The organism is Actinokineospora sp. NPDC004072, assembly GCF_053604195.1.
Genome location: NZ_JBSGHB010000031.1, coordinates 1 through 16,265 on the forward strand (window position 1 = coordinate 1; position 16,265 = coordinate 16,265).

Annotated in this window: 14 protein-coding genes; 5 read left to right on the top strand and 9 right to left on the bottom strand. The window is 73.0% G+C overall.

Annotated elements, in window-relative coordinates:
- Window positions 1-193 precede the first annotated feature (193 nt).
- Together ACWEPX_RS31235 and ACWEPX_RS31240 are read left to right on the top strand one after the other, a co-directional pair.
- A complete protein-coding gene (locus ACWEPX_RS31235; protein ID WP_451900865.1) occupies window positions 194-1,330 on the top strand; it encodes a carboxylate-amine ligase in 1,137 nt (378 codons plus the stop codon).
- Window positions 1,327-2,091, top strand: coding sequence for a 2OG-Fe dioxygenase family protein (locus ACWEPX_RS31240; protein ID WP_451900866.1), 765 nt, complete (start codon window positions 1,327-1,329; stop codon window positions 2,089-2,091). The genes ACWEPX_RS31235 and ACWEPX_RS31240 overlap by 4 nt, the downstream gene beginning before the upstream one ends.
- Here the strand turns inward: ACWEPX_RS31240 and ACWEPX_RS31245 are convergent.
- The 3 genes from ACWEPX_RS31245 to ACWEPX_RS31255 form a co-directional block, all read right to left on the bottom strand.
- Window positions 2,073-3,479, bottom strand: a complete 1,407-nt coding sequence (locus tag ACWEPX_RS31245) for an FAD-dependent monooxygenase (protein WP_451900867.1) — start codon at window positions 3,477-3,479, stop codon at window positions 2,073-2,075. The genes ACWEPX_RS31240 and ACWEPX_RS31245 overlap by 19 nt on opposite strands.
- Before the next feature lie 187 nt (window positions 3,480-3,666).
- A complete protein-coding gene (locus tag ACWEPX_RS31250) occupies window positions 3,667-4,158 on the bottom strand; it encodes a DinB family protein (protein WP_451900868.1) in 492 nt (163 codons plus the stop codon).
- On the bottom strand, window positions 4,137-5,183 hold the full coding sequence (locus ACWEPX_RS31255; protein ID WP_451900869.1) for a saccharopine dehydrogenase family protein: 1,047 nt from the start codon (window positions 5,181-5,183) through the stop codon (window positions 4,137-4,139). The genes ACWEPX_RS31250 and ACWEPX_RS31255 overlap by 22 nt, the downstream gene beginning before the upstream one ends.
- A gap of 97 nt (window positions 5,184-5,280) precedes the next feature.
- Here ACWEPX_RS31255 and ACWEPX_RS31260 point away from each other — a divergent pair, with 97 nt between their 5' ends.
- Entirely contained in the window at window positions 5,281-6,258 is a 978-nt protein-coding gene (locus ACWEPX_RS31260) for a GlxA family transcriptional regulator (RefSeq protein WP_451900870.1), read from the top strand.
- A 49-nt stretch (window positions 6,259-6,307) separates the two neighbouring features.
- The gene (locus tag ACWEPX_RS31265) at window positions 6,308-9,649 is read left to right on the top strand and encodes a TM0106 family RecB-like putative nuclease (protein ID WP_451900871.1); all 3,342 of its coding nucleotides are present in this window, start codon (window positions 6,308-6,310) and stop codon (window positions 9,647-9,649) included.
- Here the strand turns inward: ACWEPX_RS31265 and ACWEPX_RS31270 are convergent.
- Entirely contained in the window at window positions 9,621-10,139 is a 519-nt protein-coding gene (locus ACWEPX_RS31270) for a hypothetical protein (protein ID WP_451900872.1), read from the bottom strand. The genes ACWEPX_RS31265 and ACWEPX_RS31270 overlap by 29 nt on opposite strands.
- Window positions 10,140-10,363: 224 nt before the next feature.
- Here ACWEPX_RS31270 and ACWEPX_RS31275 point away from each other — a divergent pair, with 224 nt between their 5' ends.
- Window positions 10,364-12,268, top strand: a complete 1,905-nt coding sequence (locus ACWEPX_RS31275; RefSeq protein WP_451900873.1) for a B12-binding domain-containing radical SAM protein — start codon at window positions 10,364-10,366, stop codon at window positions 12,266-12,268.
- Window positions 12,269-12,321: 53 nt separating this feature from the next.
- Here the strand turns inward: ACWEPX_RS31275 and ACWEPX_RS31280 are convergent, their stop codons facing one another.
- The 5 genes from ACWEPX_RS31280 to ACWEPX_RS31300 all read right to left on the bottom strand — a co-directional run.
- The gene (locus ACWEPX_RS31280; RefSeq protein WP_451900874.1) at window positions 12,322-12,519 is read right to left on the bottom strand and encodes a ferredoxin; all 198 of its coding nucleotides are present in this window, start codon (window positions 12,517-12,519) and stop codon (window positions 12,322-12,324) included.
- 20 nt (window positions 12,520-12,539) lie between these two features.
- Window positions 12,540-13,769, bottom strand: a complete 1,230-nt coding sequence (locus ACWEPX_RS31285) for a cytochrome P450 (RefSeq protein WP_451900875.1) — start codon at window positions 13,767-13,769, stop codon at window positions 12,540-12,542.
- A 26-nt stretch (window positions 13,770-13,795) separates the two neighbouring features.
- Complete coding sequence (locus ACWEPX_RS31290; RefSeq protein WP_451900876.1) at window positions 13,796-14,815, bottom strand: methyltransferase; 1,020 nt, start codon at window positions 14,813-14,815, stop codon at window positions 13,796-13,798.
- A gap of 35 nt (window positions 14,816-14,850) precedes the next feature.
- On the bottom strand, window positions 14,851-16,053 hold the full coding sequence (locus tag ACWEPX_RS31295; protein ID WP_451900877.1) for a cytochrome P450: 1,203 nt from the start codon (window positions 16,051-16,053) through the stop codon (window positions 14,851-14,853).
- Window positions 16,054-16,067: 14 nt separating this feature from the next.
- Window positions 16,068-16,265: flavodoxin-dependent (E)-4-hydroxy-3-methylbut-2-enyl-diphosphate synthase (locus ACWEPX_RS31300; RefSeq protein ID WP_451900878.1), on the bottom strand; the 198-nt coding region annotated here is incomplete at its 5' end.

The following is a 16,265-nucleotide window of genomic DNA, read 5'->3' on the forward strand; positions in this document are numbered from 1 at the left end:
AGCGCCCACAACTCATCCGGCACCAACCGCAGCGACAACCTGTCCACAACAAGATCATCGCAGACCTAGATCAACCCACGTGAGACACCCTCTTAGGGTGAAATTCTGGCCCGAGGCGGGTGAAAGGCGTGGAATTGGTTATACCGGGGGTGGCTGTTACGGGCGGGTTGGATCATGGGAGGGGTTGGGCGAGGTGGAGGGTCGACCGCCCCTGGTCGGGGTGGAGGAGGAGCACTTCCTGGTTGATCCGGTCAGCCGCGGGGTCGTCGGCGCGGGGGAGACGGTGGTTGTGGGGGCCGCGGGGGTGCTGGGTGGGCTGGTGGCGGGGGAGTTCAACAACTGCCAGATCGAGGTGCGGACGGCGCCGCATGGTGGGTGGCGGGGGTTGCGTGAGGACTTGGTGCGGGCGCGGCGGGTGGTGGCGGGGGTGGCGCGGGAACGGGGGGTGCGGTTGTGCGCGGTGGCGATGCCGGTGGTCGGGGGCGGGAGGATGGCCGATATCGGCGGGAATCCGCGTTATCAGGCCAGTGTCGACAAATACCGGTCGATGATGGCGGACTTCGCCGTGTCCGCGATGCATGTGCACGTCGAGGTGCCGGACAAGCGGGAGGCGGTGCTGGTCCTCAACCACCTGCGGCCGTGGTTGCCGCTCCTGGTGGCGTTGACGGCCAATTCCGCGTTCTACGACGGCCGCGACACCGGGTACGCGAGTTGGCGGGCGGTCGTCCGCAGCCGGTTCCCCTGCCTTGGGCCACCGCCCTATGTCACGTCGATGGAGCACTACGACCAGGTGGCCGACGCCATGTTCGACCTCGGCGCGATGCCCGTGCGCGGGCTGCCCTTCTGGGACATCCGGCCCCATCCGCGGCTGCCGACGATCGAGGTGCGGTGCATGGACGTGCCCGCCGACGTCGAGGACACCGTCGCGGTGGCGGTGCTGGTCCGGGCACTGGTGGTGACCTCGCTGGCGATGGTTCGCAACGGCGACCGCGGCCCGCGGCCTGCCGAGGAGCTGCTGCGGGCCGCCTACTGGCGGGCCGCGCGCGACGGGTGGGCGGGGTCGGGGCTCGACCCGCTCAGCGGGCGGGTGGTGCCCACCGCGGCGCAGGCCGAGGTGCTGGTCGGGCACGTGCGGGACGCGCTGGTGGAGCACGGCGACGACGCCGTGGTCGCGGGCCTCTTCGAGCGCTTGGCGATCACCGGGACCGGGGCCGACCGGCAGCGCGCGGTCGCGGGTGGGCCTGCGGCGGTGGTCGATGAGCTGGTCGCGCTGACCGAGGTCCCCTCCGGTGAACCGCTGACGCCCGCCGATGCAGGGAGGACGACATGAACCAGGCGATGAAGACCGACACCGTGCGGGAGCGCGGGTTCGCCCGCTACGCCCGCGCCGAGCTGCCCATCACCGCGGACGAGGCCGACCTGCGGGAGATCACCGCGGCGTTCGCCGACCTGCCCCCGGACCCCTACGCCCCCGGCACCAACCGCTTCCGCCGGTACTGCAACGCCGTCTACCTGCCGTGGAACGGCGAACTCCACTGGCTCCCCGCGCACGACGGCATGTCGGACTACTACCAGGACGACCACAACCCCGAGTACCCGAGCATGGTGCGCGCTTTCCCCGACGTGCCCGACCAGCTGCGGCGCAACCCGCTGCTGGGCGCCTTGGTCCGCTCCGACGTCGAGCGGCTGCTGTGGCTCGACGAGCTGACCCGGTGGCCGATCTGGGCGGGCGTCCACATGATCAAGCTCGCCGTCCGGGACGCCGACGAGGTCGCGGTGTCCTCGCCGAACTGCCTGCACCAGGACGGCGGGTCCACCGCGACCTTCACCTACGCGCACCTGGTCGACTGCACCAACATCGCCGGCGGGGAGAACGTCATCGCCACCCCGCGCAGCGCGGGCAGGCAGCCGGACGAGGTCCCCGGCGAGGTCCACGCCCGGTTCACCCTCACCGAGCCGCTGGAGACCTACGTCGTGCACGACCACCGGGTCAGCCACTACGTCGGCCCCGTGCGCCGCGGCGACGGCCCCGGGCCGGGCCAGCGGTGCATCCTGATCGTCGGCATCGCCCCCTACGCCCCGCGGCTCTGACCGAACCAGCGGGTGAGCTGGTCGTCCAGATCGCGCTGGTCGGCGCCGATCCACGCGACATGGCCGTCCGGGCGCAGGAGGACGCTCGGGGTGCCCGCCGGGTCCACGAGGTGGTCGACCCGATCCGCCCACCCGCCGACGGCTAGGCGCCCGGTGCGGTCCAGCAGCAGGCCGCGGCCGCGGTGCAGCAGGTCGTAGAGGCGGCCCTGCGCGAGGTCGGTGTCGGGCATGCGCCTGCCGAGGAGGTCGGGGCCGGGTCCGAAGTCGTAGCGGAGGTCGATGCCGGTGATCTTCGCCATCAGGTGGCGGTTGACCTCGTTGATGTCCATCAGCTCGCTGAGCAGCCGCCGCAGGGCCTGCGCGCCCGGCTCGGCGGCCGACAGCGCGACCTGGGCGCGGGTGTTGTCCAGCACGGCCGCGGCCACCGGGCGGCGCTCGGCCTCGTAGCTGTCCAGCAGGGGAGCGGGCGCCCACCCGCGGACCTGCGCGGCCAGCTTCCAGCCCAGGTTGACCGCGTCCTGCACGCCCAGGTTGAGGCCCTGCCCGCCCGCGGGCGGGTGGATGTGCGCCGCGTCGCCTGCCAGCAGCACCCGGCCGACCCGGTAGCGGTCGACCAGCCGCGTGGCGTCGCCGAACCGGGACAGCCAGCGGGGTGCGCGCACCCCGAGGTCGGTCCCGGCGACCGCCAGCAGAGCGCGCCGGAAGTCCTCGATGGTCGGCTCCGCGCCCTCACCGACGCCAATCGCGGGCACGACCACCCGGTAGACCGGTTCCCCGAAGGGCGTCAGGCTGAAGTTGGTCTGCTGGACCCCGGCCACCACCTCGGCGACCTCCTCGCGCGAGGCCCCCAGCTCCATCTCGCCCATCAACGTCTCCGACCGCGAGGGCTCGCCGGGGAACCCGACCCCGAGCAGCTTGCGCACCGTGCTGCGCGCCCCGTCGCACCCGACGAGATAACGCGCCCGCACCCGCCTACCACCGGTCAGCTCGACCGTCACCCCGTCGTCGTCCTGCTCGAACCCGACCACCGCGCAACCCCGCCTGACCTGAGCGCCCAGGCTGGCCGCGTGCTCCTCCAGCAGCCGGACGACGACGGGCTGCGGAATGCCCAACAGGAAGTCGTAGGCCGAATCCAGCCCCTCCGGCACCGGTTTGGGGATGGCTGCGAAGAACCCCGCCACCGGCCGCTTCCGCCCGTGGTCGAGCAGGCGGTCCAGCAGCCCGCGCATCGCCATCAGCTCGATGCTGCGAATGTGCAGCCCGACAATGCGCACGAACGACGCAGGCTCGGTGTCCCGCTCCACAATGAGCACCCGCACACCGTGCAGCCGCAACTCCGCGGCCAGCATCGCCCCAACCGGCCCGCAGCCGGCGATCACCACATCCATGACGTGCCCTTCGGAAGTACCCCGCTTGAGGCGCTCCCGGCGACACCTCCGTCAGCCGCCCGACCGCGTTCGGCAGGGGAGCACCCACACGACACCAGCGTTCACGGCTCCCACCTCCTCACGGCCACCACGGTCGACCGCACGCTACAAGCCCGCCTGCCACCCCGTCCAACCGTTTCCGGGGCCATCAGCTCTCGCGGGCGGCCTCGGTTTGCTCGCGCAGGATGTCGCCGTGGCCGCTGTGACGGGCGAACTCCTGGATCATGAGCAGGTAGATCCACCGGAGGCTGACCGCCCCGAAGGTCGGGTGAGGGCGCACCGCGTCGAGGGGGATGTCGGCGGCGATCGCGCGGGCGCGGGCGCTGGCGCGCTCGAACTCGGCGATCACGTCGGCGACCGTCTCGTCCGGGCCGACCTCGAAGCTGGCCTCACCCGCCATCGGACCGTCGCATTCGGAGTCCGGCAGTCCGGCGAGGATGCTCTGGAACCACTTGCGCTCGGCGAAGGCGGCGTGCTTGAGCAACCCTATCGAGGTGGTCATGGAGGGGACGAGCCTGCGGCGGGCCTCCGCTTCGGACAGTCCGCGCACCGTGCCGATCAGCTCGGCCCGGGTGTGGTCGAGCAGGTAGTCGAGCAGCCGCCGCTCCGGGCCGTCGGTCATCCGGGTCGGGTCTCCCATACCGGTGAGGCTGCCACCAAGCCCTGCTCCGCGCCCGGCAGCGACAGGGCGTCGAGGGGGAGGGCGCGCAGGAAGTCCTCGGGGTCGAAGGCTTGGCCCGCGGTGATGGCGCCGGTGGCGCGGGTGCGGCCGGACAGGATGCGCTGGGTGGCCTCGACGGCGATCGGGGCGGTGATGGCGTAGATGTCGCGGCCGCGGGCGGCGGCGCGGCGGGTGTCGGGACCGCGGCGGACGGCGACCTCGACCAGGAAGGTCTGGGCGGACCGGCCGCTGGGGTCGGCGGGCTGGGGGCCGGTGGTGGTCGGGTCGGCGAGGTCTTGGAGCGGGGTGGTGTTGAGGTAGGCGTCGATCCGCCCGGTCGTGAGGTGCTGGGCGATGGTCACCACGTCGTTCGTCGAGAACTGGCCCACGACCTCCTGGACGCCGAACGGCTCGGCGAACGGCCACGTCGAGCGCGGGGGCGGCTCGTCGCCCGCGAGGACCTGCAGGCGGTGGTCGGTGAACACGACCCGGCGGCCTGCGCGCCGCTGGCCCGCGAGGAGGGTGCCGCGGGTGGGGCGCCAGCTATCGAGGGCCACCGCGACCGCGATCTCGTCGGCGTCGGGCCACTCGCCCATCGCCGCGGTGGCGAGCAGATCGCCCAACGCGCCGTAGAAGCCCATCGCGGGGGCGATGACGATGTCGGTCAGCCCGCGGTAGGTGTTGAACGTGTCCATTGCGACCAGGGTTTCGCCGGTGATGTCCAGATAGGGGATTCCAGCCCGTCGGGCGGCCTCCACCAGCGCCGGCGCGGTGTCGCCGAACGGGCCTGCGCAGTTGATCACCGCGTCGGCCCCGGCGAGCGCGCGGTCCAGCGACTCCGGGTGCTCGACCGCGGCGACCCGGGCCGCCACGTCCCCGGCGACGGCGGCCAGCCGCGCCGCGTCCCGTCCGGACAGCACCGGCGTCAGGCCGCGGGCCAGCAGCTCAGCGGTCACGAACCGGGCGGTGTGCCCGTACGCGCCGAACACCGCGACTGTCGTCATGATCCCTCCAGCAGCGTGCGAAATCCGGTCGGAATCCTGCTGCCCGCGGCCCCGCTCGGCGACCGCCCGCGGCGACAACCTGCGCTAGGTTCCCGACATGCGTCCCCACCGCGTCGTCATGGCCGTCACCGACGACATGCCGATCTTCGAGGCGGCCGTGCCGTGCCAGGTGTTCGGCGTCGACCGGCCGCACCTGGCCGACCCCTGGTACGAGTTCGCCGTGGTCCCCGTCGGCGGCGCGCCGGTCCGGCTCAGCCCGGGCTTCACCGTCGCCCCGGCCGCGGCCGGGTGGGACCTCGACGCGATCGACACCCTCGTCGTCCCGGCCTGCACCAACGTGCACGACGCCCCGCCCGCCGAGCTGGTCGAGGTCGTCCGGGAGGCGTACGCCCGCGGGACGCGCATCCTGTCGATCTGCTCCGGCGCGTTCATCCTCGCCGCCGCGGGCGTGCTCGACGGGCGCCGGGCCACCACCCACTGGCTGCACGCGGAGGAGCTGGACCGCCGCTACCCCGCCGTCCGCGTCGACCCGTCCGTGCTCTACGTCGAGGACGCCAACGTGATCACCTCCGCCGGGACGGTCGCGGGCATCGATGCGTGCCTGCACCTGGTGCGGATCGACCACGGCGCGGCGGTCGCCGCCGAGCTGGCCCGCAGGCTGGTCACCCCGCCCCACCGCGACGGCGGCCAGGCCCAGTACCACCGCCCCGCCGCGCCCGCGGCCACCGGCGACTGGCTGGCCGCCCTGCTCGACTGGGCGGACGAGCACCTGCACCTGCCGCTGACCACCGCCGACCTGGCCGCCCGGGCCCACGTCAGCGCGCGGACCGTCGAGCGGCGCTTCGCCGAGGTGCTGGGCATGTCGCCGCTGCGCTGGCTGCTCCAGCAGCGGGTGCGCCGGGCCCAGCAGTTCCTGGAGACCAGCGACCGCCCGATCAGCTGGATCGCCGCCACCTGCGGGTTCGGCGCGCCCACGAGCCTGCGCGCGCACTTCGCCCGCAGCGTCGGCATGTCCCCGAGCGCCTACCGCCGCGCCTTCCACGAACGCGCGGGCGCCGACCGCATCGCCAGCTGACCGCGTGTCGGCCCGGTCCCGGGCCGCCGCGGTGGGAGACTGCCCGGCGATGCACACTCCGTCCGACCTGGCCGACCTGCTGGAATGCGAGCACCGCAGCGTGCTGGCGCAGGCGCACGCGGCCGGGCTACCCGGGGCGCCGCGGCCGGGCGCCGGGCCGGACCAGCTCACGGTCAAGCACGGCCGCGCCCACGAGCAGGCCACCCTGGCCCGGGTCGGCAGGCAGCGCACGGTCGTGCGCATCGACGACCCCGACCCGGTGGCCGCGGCCGCCGAGACCGCCGCGGCCCTGCGCGCCCACGCGCCCGTCGTCTACCAGGCGGTCTTCCACGACGCGGGCTTCAGCGGCCGGGCCGACTTCCTCATGCGCGACGCCGAGGGCCGCTACGAGGTCTACGACACCAAGCTCGCCCGGCACGCCCGCCCCTCGGCGGTGATCCAGCTCGCCGCCTACGCCGACGCCCTGGCCTGCGCGGGCTGGCCTGCGGGGCCGAACATGCACCTGCTGCTCGGCGACGGCAGCCGGGTCACCCTGCGCGTGGACGACTTCCTCCCGCTGCTGCACCGCCTGCGCCACCGGCTCACCACCCGGCCCGCCCGGCTGCCCGAGCGGCTGTGGGGCGACGAGCGGCCCGCGTGCTCGGGCTGCCGCTTCGCCGAGCACTGCGCCGCGGGCCGCGAGGCCGACCGCGACCTGGCGCTGGTCGCGGGCATCCGCGCCGACCAGCGGCGCAAGCTGGTCGCCGCGGGCATCACCACCATCGACGCCCTCGCCACCGCGACCACCCGACCCAGCACGCTATCCGCTGGCTCGTTCACCGCCCTGCGCGCGCAGGCGGCCATCCAGGTCCGCCAGGACGCCACCGGCGCCGTCGACTACGAGATCGCCGACCCCGAGGCGCTGGCCGAGCTGCCGCCGCCGAGCCCGGGCGACCTGTTCTTCGACATGGAGGGCGACCCCTACGTCGCGGGCGGCGACGGGCTGGAGTACCTCTTCGGGGTCGTCGCCGACGGCGCGTTCACCCCGTTCTGGGCGCACAGCCGCGCCGAGGAGCGGGTGGCGTTCGAGCAGTTCATCGACTTCGCCGTGGCCCGGCTGGCCGCGCACCCCGACGCGCACATCTACCACTACGCGCCCTACGAGTCCTCGGCCATCAAGCGGCTGGCCGCGCTGCACGGCACCCGGGAAGCCGAGGTCGACGCCCTCCTGCGCCGCAACGCCCTGGTCGACCTCTACGCCGTGGTGCGCAAGGCGCTGCGGGTCTCCCAGCGCTCGTACTCCATCAAGGCCCTCGAACCGCTCTACATGCCCGACGCCCGCGAAGGCGAGGTCAAGACCGCCGCGTCGAGCATCGAGGCGTACGAGCGGTACCTGGCGCACATGGTCGACGGCGAGACCGACAGCGCCGAGGACGTCCTGCGCGGCATCGCCGACTACAACGAGTACGACTGCGTCTCCACGCAGAAGCTGTTCGAGTTCCTGCACCAGGTGCGCGCCGACCACGGCATCGAGACGCGCGTGGTCGTCGAGGAGCCCGCCGACGAGCAGCAGCAGCAGACCGAGCGGGCCGCGCGGGTCGTGGAGCTGGTGGCCGCGCTCGGCGCGGGGCTGCCCGCCGACCCGGCCGACCGCACCCCCGACGACGAGGCCCGCGCGCTGCTGGCCGCCCTGGTCGGCTACCACCGGCGGGAGACCAACCCGGCGTGGTGGGAGTTCTTCCGCCAGCTCGCCGCGCCCCTCGCCGACCTCGAAGCCGACACCACCTGCGCCGTGCCCGTCCACGTCGACGCGGCGGGCTGGGAGCTGCCGACGCGGAAGAACGGCCTGGCCAAGCGGCGGGTGACCCTGCGCTGCGACCCCGACCGCCCGCACCCGTTCACCCGCGGCGAGAAGGTCCGCCTCCGGTACGGGCCGACCAGCCGCGCGGCCCAGGTGACCGCCGCCTCCGCCGAGCACATCGAGCTGCTGGAGAGCGCCAAGCCCGCCGAGATCGCCGATGACCTGCCGCAGGCGGTGCTGCCCGGCGAGCCGGTGCGGCCTGCGCCGAAGGACGAGGCGATCGCCGACCTCGCCGAGCAGGTCGTCGCCTGCCTGCCGCGCCTGCCCGCGCACCCCGGCATCGACCTGCTGCGCCGCCTCCCGCCGCGCCTGCGCGACGGGGCCGCCCTGCCCGAACCGGGCCCTGACCTCGTGGCCACGGTGATCAGCGCCGTCGACGCCCTGGACGGCTCGACCCTGGCCGTGCAGGGACCGCCGGGGGCGGGCAAGACCTACCTCGCGGGCAAGCTCATCGCCCACCTCGTGGACACCGGCCGCACGGTCGGGGTCACCTCGAACAGCCACAAGGCCGTCGAGAACGTCCTCGCCGCCGCCCTGGCCACCGCGCCCGGCATCCCCTGCGCCAAGCGCCCGCGCAGCGCCCCCGACCCGGACGCGCGCTGGGACCAGCCCAAGGACAACGCCGGGCTGGCCCGCTGGCGCGCCGACCACCCGGACGGTCACCTGGTCGGCGGCACCGCCTGGCAGTTCACCTCCGCGGCGATGCGCGCCGAACCGGTCGACGTGCTGATCGTCGACGAGGCGGGCCAGTTCTCCCTGGCCGACGCGCTGGCGGTGTCCACCTGCGCCCGCAACCTGGTGCTCCTCGGCGACCCCCAGCAGCTCCCGCAGGTCGTGCAGGGCACCCACCCGCCGGGCGCGGACGCCTCCGCGCTCGGCCACCTCATCGGCGACGCCGACATCATCCCGGCCGAGCTGGGCTACTTCCTCGACCAGACCCGGCGCATGCACCCCGCCGTCTGCGCGCCGGTCTCCCGCCTGTCCTACGCGGGCCGCCTGCACGCCCACCCGACCGCGGCCGGGCGCGGCATCGATGGCGTCCCGTCGGGCCTGCACCTGGTCGAGGTCGACCACGAGGGCAACACGACCAGCTCCCCGGAGGAAGCGGCCGCGATCGCCGCGATCGTCGCCGACCTGCACGGCAGGCCGTGGCGCGACCAGGACGCCCTCCGCCAGCTCACCGATGAGGACATCCTGGTCGTCGCGCCCTACAACCTGCAGACCCGCGTGGTCGCCCGCGCGCTGGAGCACGCGGGCTTCCCCGGCGTCCGGGTCGGGACCGTGGACCGGTTCCAGGGCCAGGAGGCCCCGGTCGTGATCGCCACGATGACCTCGTCGTCGGCGCTGGACCTGCCGCGCGGGCTGGACTTCCTGCTCTCGCGCAACCGCGTCAACGTCGCGCTGTCCCGCGCCCAGGCCGTCGCGCTGCTGGTCTGCTCGCCCCGGCTCGTGGAGGCCGACATCCGCACCGTCGACCAGATGCGGCTGGTGTCGGGGATGATCGGGCTGATGGACGGCGCGCTCAGGTCTGCGGCCACATGGCGTAGATGAGGTTGTCGGCGTCGGCGCAGATCACCTGCGCGAGCTGGCCTTCGCGGGCCTGGTTGCAGGCCAGCGGACCGATGTGGACCGGGTCGAGCCCGAACTCCGGCTCGGGGCGCTGGGCGTAGTAGTCGAACAGGATCGCGCCCGCCTCCTCGCAGCCGAGGACGCCGCCAGGGGTTTCCACGACCACGGCGTGCATCGGCTTGCCCAGGGCGCCCTTGAAGGTCGCGTCGCAGTACTGGGCGGGCAGGCTCTCGTCCACCGTCAGCGGCGGCATCCCGTCGGCAGCCGCGGTCGTCGTGGGGGGCTTGATGTTGATGCTGATCGACGGGATCGACGCCCTGGACGTCGTCGGGGTTGTCGCAGGGGCCGTCGGTGTCGTCGTGGGGGTGGCGCTGCCCGACCCCGAGGGGACCGGCTGGCCGGTGACCGCGGGACCGCAGCCGGTCACCAGGACGCCGACGACCGCACCCGCCACAACATGAGCGAACTTCATGCCAGTGGGGTCGGGCCGCCCGCCGCGCCCGTTACGGCCGACCGGCCCGGTGTGATCCACCTGGCGCGCCGGTCGTTCGAGTTGGCTTCGGTTGTCGGCGGTCCGCGCGCCGTCCTACGGTTGGGCACTCCGCCGAACCCGGTGCGCCCGGGGGCATCGCGGGTTCGCCGTTCGGGTTCGCCCCGCGTTGCGCTTGTCGGCTCGATGAAGCGAAGGTCGGACCAATGGGCACGAAAGTCACGTTCGTCGAACTGACCACCTACGAGGGTGTTCTGCCGCTCGCGACCGGCTACCTGCAGGCCTACGCCGCGCAGGACCCGCAGCTCGCCGCCGAGTGCGAGTTCGAGATCGTCTCCCGCAACATCAACGGCGATCGGGACGCCATCGCCGACGAGCTGATCCGCCGCGGCAGCGACGTCTACGCGGTGAGCTGCTACCTGTGGAACATGGGCACCACCAAGTGGTTGCTCGAACAGCTCTACCGCGCGCTGCCGGAGGCGAAGATAATCCTCGGCGGCCCGCAGGTGATGAACCACCTGGCCAAGTACGTGCCGCCGGAGCGGGAGAACATCGTCGTCTGCAACGGCGAGGGCGAGCGCACCTTCTACGCCTACCTCAAGCAGGTGGTCAGCGGCGCGATGGACCTGCGCGCGGTGGAGGGGCTGAGCTTCTGGGAGGACGGCCAGCTGATCACCACCCCGAAGGCCGAGCGGATCAAGGACCTCTCCGAGGTGCCGTCGCCGTTCCTGACCGGGGTGTTCAAGGAGCGCGAGTACAGCTTCGCCATCCTGGAGACCAACCGCGGCTGCCCGTTCAACTGCGGGTTCTGCGCGTGGGGCGCGGCCACCAACGACAAGGTGTACAAGTTCGACGACGACCGGGTGAAGCAGGACATCGCCTGGATCTCCGAGCACGGCTTCCACTCCATCTTCATCGCCGACGCCAACTGGGGCATCGGGCCGCGCGACGTGGAGTTCACCGAGTTCATCGTGGCGTGCAAGGAGAAGAACGGCCTGCCGTACCGGGTGGACGTCGCCTCGGCGAAGAACCGGCCGGACCGCACGGCCAAGATCACCCAGCTGTTCGTCGACGGCGGCATGGTGACCAGCCAGACGATCTCGCTGCAGTCGATGGACCAGGGCACGCTGAACCAGATCCAGCGCAGCAACATCCGGCTCAGCGCCTACATCACGCTGCAGAAGACGTTGCGGGAGCGGGGGATCAACTCCAACATCGAGCTGATCTGGCCGCTGCCGGGGGAGACCTTGCAGTCCTACCGCAAGGGCGTGGCCGAGCTGTGTCGGCTCACCGCCGAGGTCATCATCACCTACCCGCAGCTGCTGCTGCACAACACGCCCATCTACGAGCAGCGCGACGTGTTCGGGGTGCGGACCGCGCGGGTGCCCAGCGAGATCGCCGAGGCCGAGATCGTCGTCAGCACCCGCTGGGTGAACTCGACCGAGTACGAGCTGGGCGTCTGGTACTCCTACATCGTCCATGCGTTCTACAACGTCCGCGCGCTGTACTACCTGGCGAACTACCTCGACCGCAGCGGGATCACGCCCTTCGAGGACTTCTTCGCCGAGGCCGTGGAGTACTTCCAGGGCAGGCTGGACACCCACGTCGCCCAGTACTTCGCCGAGTCGGTGAAGAACCTGGGGAACTACGACATCCGCGACAGCGGCCTGGTCGCGCACATGGTGCTGCACGCCCACCGCGCCGAGTTCGACGCGACGGTGGCCGACTTCGTGCGCAGGCAGCCGTGGTGGTCGCAGCACCCGTTGGCCCGCGCCGCCTTCGAGCTGGACCTGATCGCCCGCCCCTACGTCTACGACGAGCCGGTGCGCGTGCCCGACTACGAGTTCGAGCACGTCTCCTACGAGCCGATCGACGACTACCGCGGCACGCTGACCCTGCCCGCCGAGCTGGGCGGTCTCCTGGCCCAGCTGGACATGCCCGCCTACGACGGGCCTGCTCCGGAGCGGTTGCTGATCTCCCACGGCCCCAAGCGCAAGAAGCCGCTCAGCGACCAGTGGAGCATGCACACCGCGACGCTGTACTGCCAGGGGATCTTCATCTGCCAGCGGGAGTACATCCCGACCTTCACCGCGGCCGACCCGGTCGGCTGACCACGAGGCCGGAGCCGCTGGGGGCGCACCCCCAGCGGCTCCACCGCGCCCGCTCAGCCCTCGTCGACCTCGATCGCCCCGCACGGGCAGTTGGCGGCGGCCCGCCGCACCCGGTCGGCGCGGTCGGCCGCGGGGTGCGGCTGCCGCAGGACGACGACGCCGTCGCTGTCGCGCTGGTCGAACACCTCGGGGTCGACCATCACGCAGTTGCCGGTGCCGCAGCACCGCTCCTGGTCGACGCTGACGCGCATGGGGGGCCTCCTCGCCTCGGTCACCACGTCACCGGCAGCGACACCAGGCTGTAGGCGGCCGCGTTGGGCCGGAACCTGATGTCCTCGAACGGCACCGCCAGCCGCAGCCCGGGGAAGCGCCGCAGCAGGGCCGGGAAGGCCACCTGCAGCTCCATCCTGGCCAGCGGGCGGCCCAGGCAGTGGTGGATGCCGTGGCCGAACGCCACGTGCAGCTCCGGGTCGTGGGCGAGGTCGAAGCGGTCGGCGTCCGGGTAGCGCTCGCCGTCGCGGTTGGCCGCCTGAAGCGAGACCATGACGTGGTCGCCTGCCGGGATGGTGGTGCCGCCGATCGCCACGTCCGCCATCGCGGTGCGGACCAGCGTGCTCGGCACGACGGAGAGGTAGCGCAGCATCTCCTCGACCGCGTGCTCCACCCGCTCGGGCTGGTCCCGGATCACCGCGGCCTGCTCGGGGTTGCGGATGAGCAGGAGCGTGCCGATGGCGAGCACGTTGGCGGTGGTCTCGTGGCCCGCGCTGAGCAGCATGTTGGTCAGGCCGATGAGCTCCTCGTCGGTGATGTCGTCGCCGTGCTCGCGCACCAGCATGCCGAGCAGGTCGTCGCCGGGCTCGGCGCGCTGGGCGGCGACCAGGCCCGCCATGTACTCGTGCATCTCCATGAAGTTGGCCAGGCCGTCCTCGTGCTGCACGTCCACCTCGACGGCCATCCGGCTGCGCCGCTGGAAGTCGTCGCGGTCGCGGTAGGGCACGCCCAGCAGCTCGCAGATCACCAGGGAGGGGATGGGCAGGGCGAAGACCTGCATGAGGTCGACCGGCCCGCCCGCGCGCTCCATGCCGTCGAGGTGCTCGGCCACGATGCGCTCGATGCGCGGGCGCAGCCGGGCCATGCGCTTGACCGTGAACTCCCCGGTCACCATCCGGCGCAGCCGGGTGTGCCCGGGCGGGTCCATGCCGACGAACATGCCGGGCGGGATCGGGGGCGCCTCGGTGGAGCGGGCCGGGTCGGGCGGGCGCAGCAGCGAGTCCGGTGGGGGGACGCTGCTGAACCGCGGGTCGCTGAGCACGGCGCGGACGTCGGCGTGGCGGGTGACCAGCCATGCGGTGCCCCCGCTGGGCAGCAGGAAGCGGGCCACCGGCTCCTCGGCGCGCCGCCGGACCAGCTCGGGCGCCGGGTCGAAGGGGCAGTCGGGCGCGCGCTGGTAGGTCAGCGGCACGGACCGCGCGTCGGCCACGTGGTCATCGGTCAGGGACACGGGTGCTTCCTCTCTGGGGCGGGTGGTCAGTTCTGGACCGCGCGCAGCACGCTCACGCCGGTAGCGGCTTGGTCTCCGCTGATTGCGACGAGACGCAGACCTGCCTTGGCGAACAGGTCGCCGAACTCCTCGGCGGTGCGGATGGCCCCGCCGCAGGCGAGCGTGCACAGGTCGCTCATCAGGGCGAGGGGGTCGGCGGCCCGGTCGCCGTCGGGCAGGACCATGTCGACCACCAGCAGCGCGCTCCCGGCGCGCATCGCCGCGCGGCAGGCGCGCAGGATGCGCACCGCGTCGTCGTCGGACCAGTCGCTGATGGTGTTCTTGACCAGGTAGAGGTCCGCCCCGGCAGGCAGCGGGTCGGCGAGGAAGTCGCCCGCCACCAGCGTGCAGCGCTCGGACACGCCTGCGCGCTCCAGCACCGCCCGGGTGCGGGCCAGGCCAGCGGCCTGGTCGAAGATCGTGCCCACCAGCTCTGGGTTGGCGGCCAGCAGCCCGGCCATCAGGACGCCGTTGCCGCCGCCCACGTCCACCAGCTCGCGGACGTTGACCAAGTCCAGGGTGGCGACCAGGTCGGGCACGTCCTTCTCGGCCATGGCCGCCATCCACTGGTGGAAGGCGTCCTGGGTGTCGGGGTTGTCGGCCATCCACTCGTAGCTGGACGCGCCGAAGACGTGCTCCACCGCGGGTTCGCCGGTGCGCACGGTGTGCGCGATGCGCCCGGCGGCGCTCCACGTCGGCTCGCCGCTCATCTGCGTGGCCATGACCTTCACCGAGCCGGGCACGTCCGCGCGCAGGAGCTGCCCGGTCGGGGTCAGCGCGTAGCCCTGGTCGCCGAGCTCGACGAGCCCCAGGTGCACCGCGCCGCGCAGCAGCCTGCGCAGCGACGGCGCGTGGCACCCGGCGCGCCGCGCCAGCTCGGGGAGGGGGAGCGGCCCGTCGGCGAGCTGGTCGGCGAGGTCCAGCGTGGCGATCGTGCGCACGATCTGCGCCGGGATGAAGCCGAACACCATGTCCAGCAGCCGGGCGGTCTCGCTGTGGGCCACCATCGTCCTCACCTCTCGTCAGGGGCAGTGGGTCCGGGTCACCACGTCACGGGCAGCTCGCGCAGCCCGCCGACGATGGGGTCGCCGTCGGGGCGCAGCTGGTCCGGTGGGACCGCCAGGCGCAGGCCGGGGAAGCGCGCGAACAAGCGGCCGAAGACCGCCCGCAGCTCCACCCGGGCCAGGTTCCGGCCCACGCACAGGTGCCTGCCGTAGCCGAAGGCCAGGTGCGGGTTGGGGTCGCGGGTGATGTCGAAGCGGTGCGGCTCGGCGAACGCGCGCGGGTCGTGGTTGGCCCCGATCAGGTTCAGCACCACCGCATCGCCCGCCTTGATCGTCACCCCGCCGATCTCGATGTCGGCGCTGGCGTAGTGGGCCAGCGCCTCGCCGCCCGACATCCGCCGCCGCAGGACCTCCTCGACCGCCGGGTCGAGCAGCGCCGGGTCGCGCCGCAGCGCGGCCAGCTGGTCGGGGTTGGTCAGCAGGTGCAGCGCGCCCCACGCGATGACGACGACGGTGGTCGCGTTGCCCGCGAACAGCAGCCCGGCCGCCATGACGCCCGCCGCGTCGGGGTCGATCACCCCGGCCTCGCAGGCGGCGGCCAGGTCGGACAGCACGTCCTCGGCCCGCTCGGCGCGCTTGCGCTCCAGCAGCTCGCCCATGCTCTCCAGCAGGCTCGCCATCGCCGCGCGGGAGCTGCCCGCGTCCATCGGGTCGGCGCCCTGCTCCGACCACTTCTGGAAGCGCTCGCGCTCCTCGTGGGGCACGCCCAGCAGCTCGCAGATGACCAGCGTGGGCAGCGGGCGGGCCAGGGCGTCGAGCAGGTCGAGCGGGGGGCCGTGCTGGTCCATCGCGGTCAGCAGCTCGTCCACCAGCGCCTCGACCCGGGGGGTGAGCGCCGCCATCCGCCTGGCGGAGAAGGACTTGGTGAGCAGGGCGCGCAGGGCGGCTTCGCTGGCGTGCTCGGTCTCGTAGTCCTGGTACTCCCAGTCCGAGCCGTCGAGCAGCGCGGAGTGGGTTACCCGGGGCGCGTTGCCCGGGTCCGGGTGCGACCGGGTGAGCCGGGGGTCGAGGAACAGCTGCCGCGCCGCGTCGAACCGGGTGACCATCCACGCCTCGTCGCCGACCATCGTGCGGAACCGGCACACCGGGCCGCGGTCCTGCATCGCCAGCACTGCGGGCGGGAGGGCGAGGACGTCGGGCCGGTCGAACGGGCTGGTCGGCAGGTCGGGTTGCTGGGTCATGCTCCTCCTGGGAATCAGGGCACGATGACGACCGGCTCCCCGCCGCCGTCCGCGGCTTCGGCCAGCCGCATGGCCTCCTCGATCAGGGTCTCCACGATCTGGTGTTCGGGGACGGTCTTGATGACCTGGCCCTTGACGAAGATCTGGCCTTTGCCGTTGCCGGAGGCGACGCCGAGGTCGGCTTCGCGGGCTTCGCCGGGTCCGTTGACCAC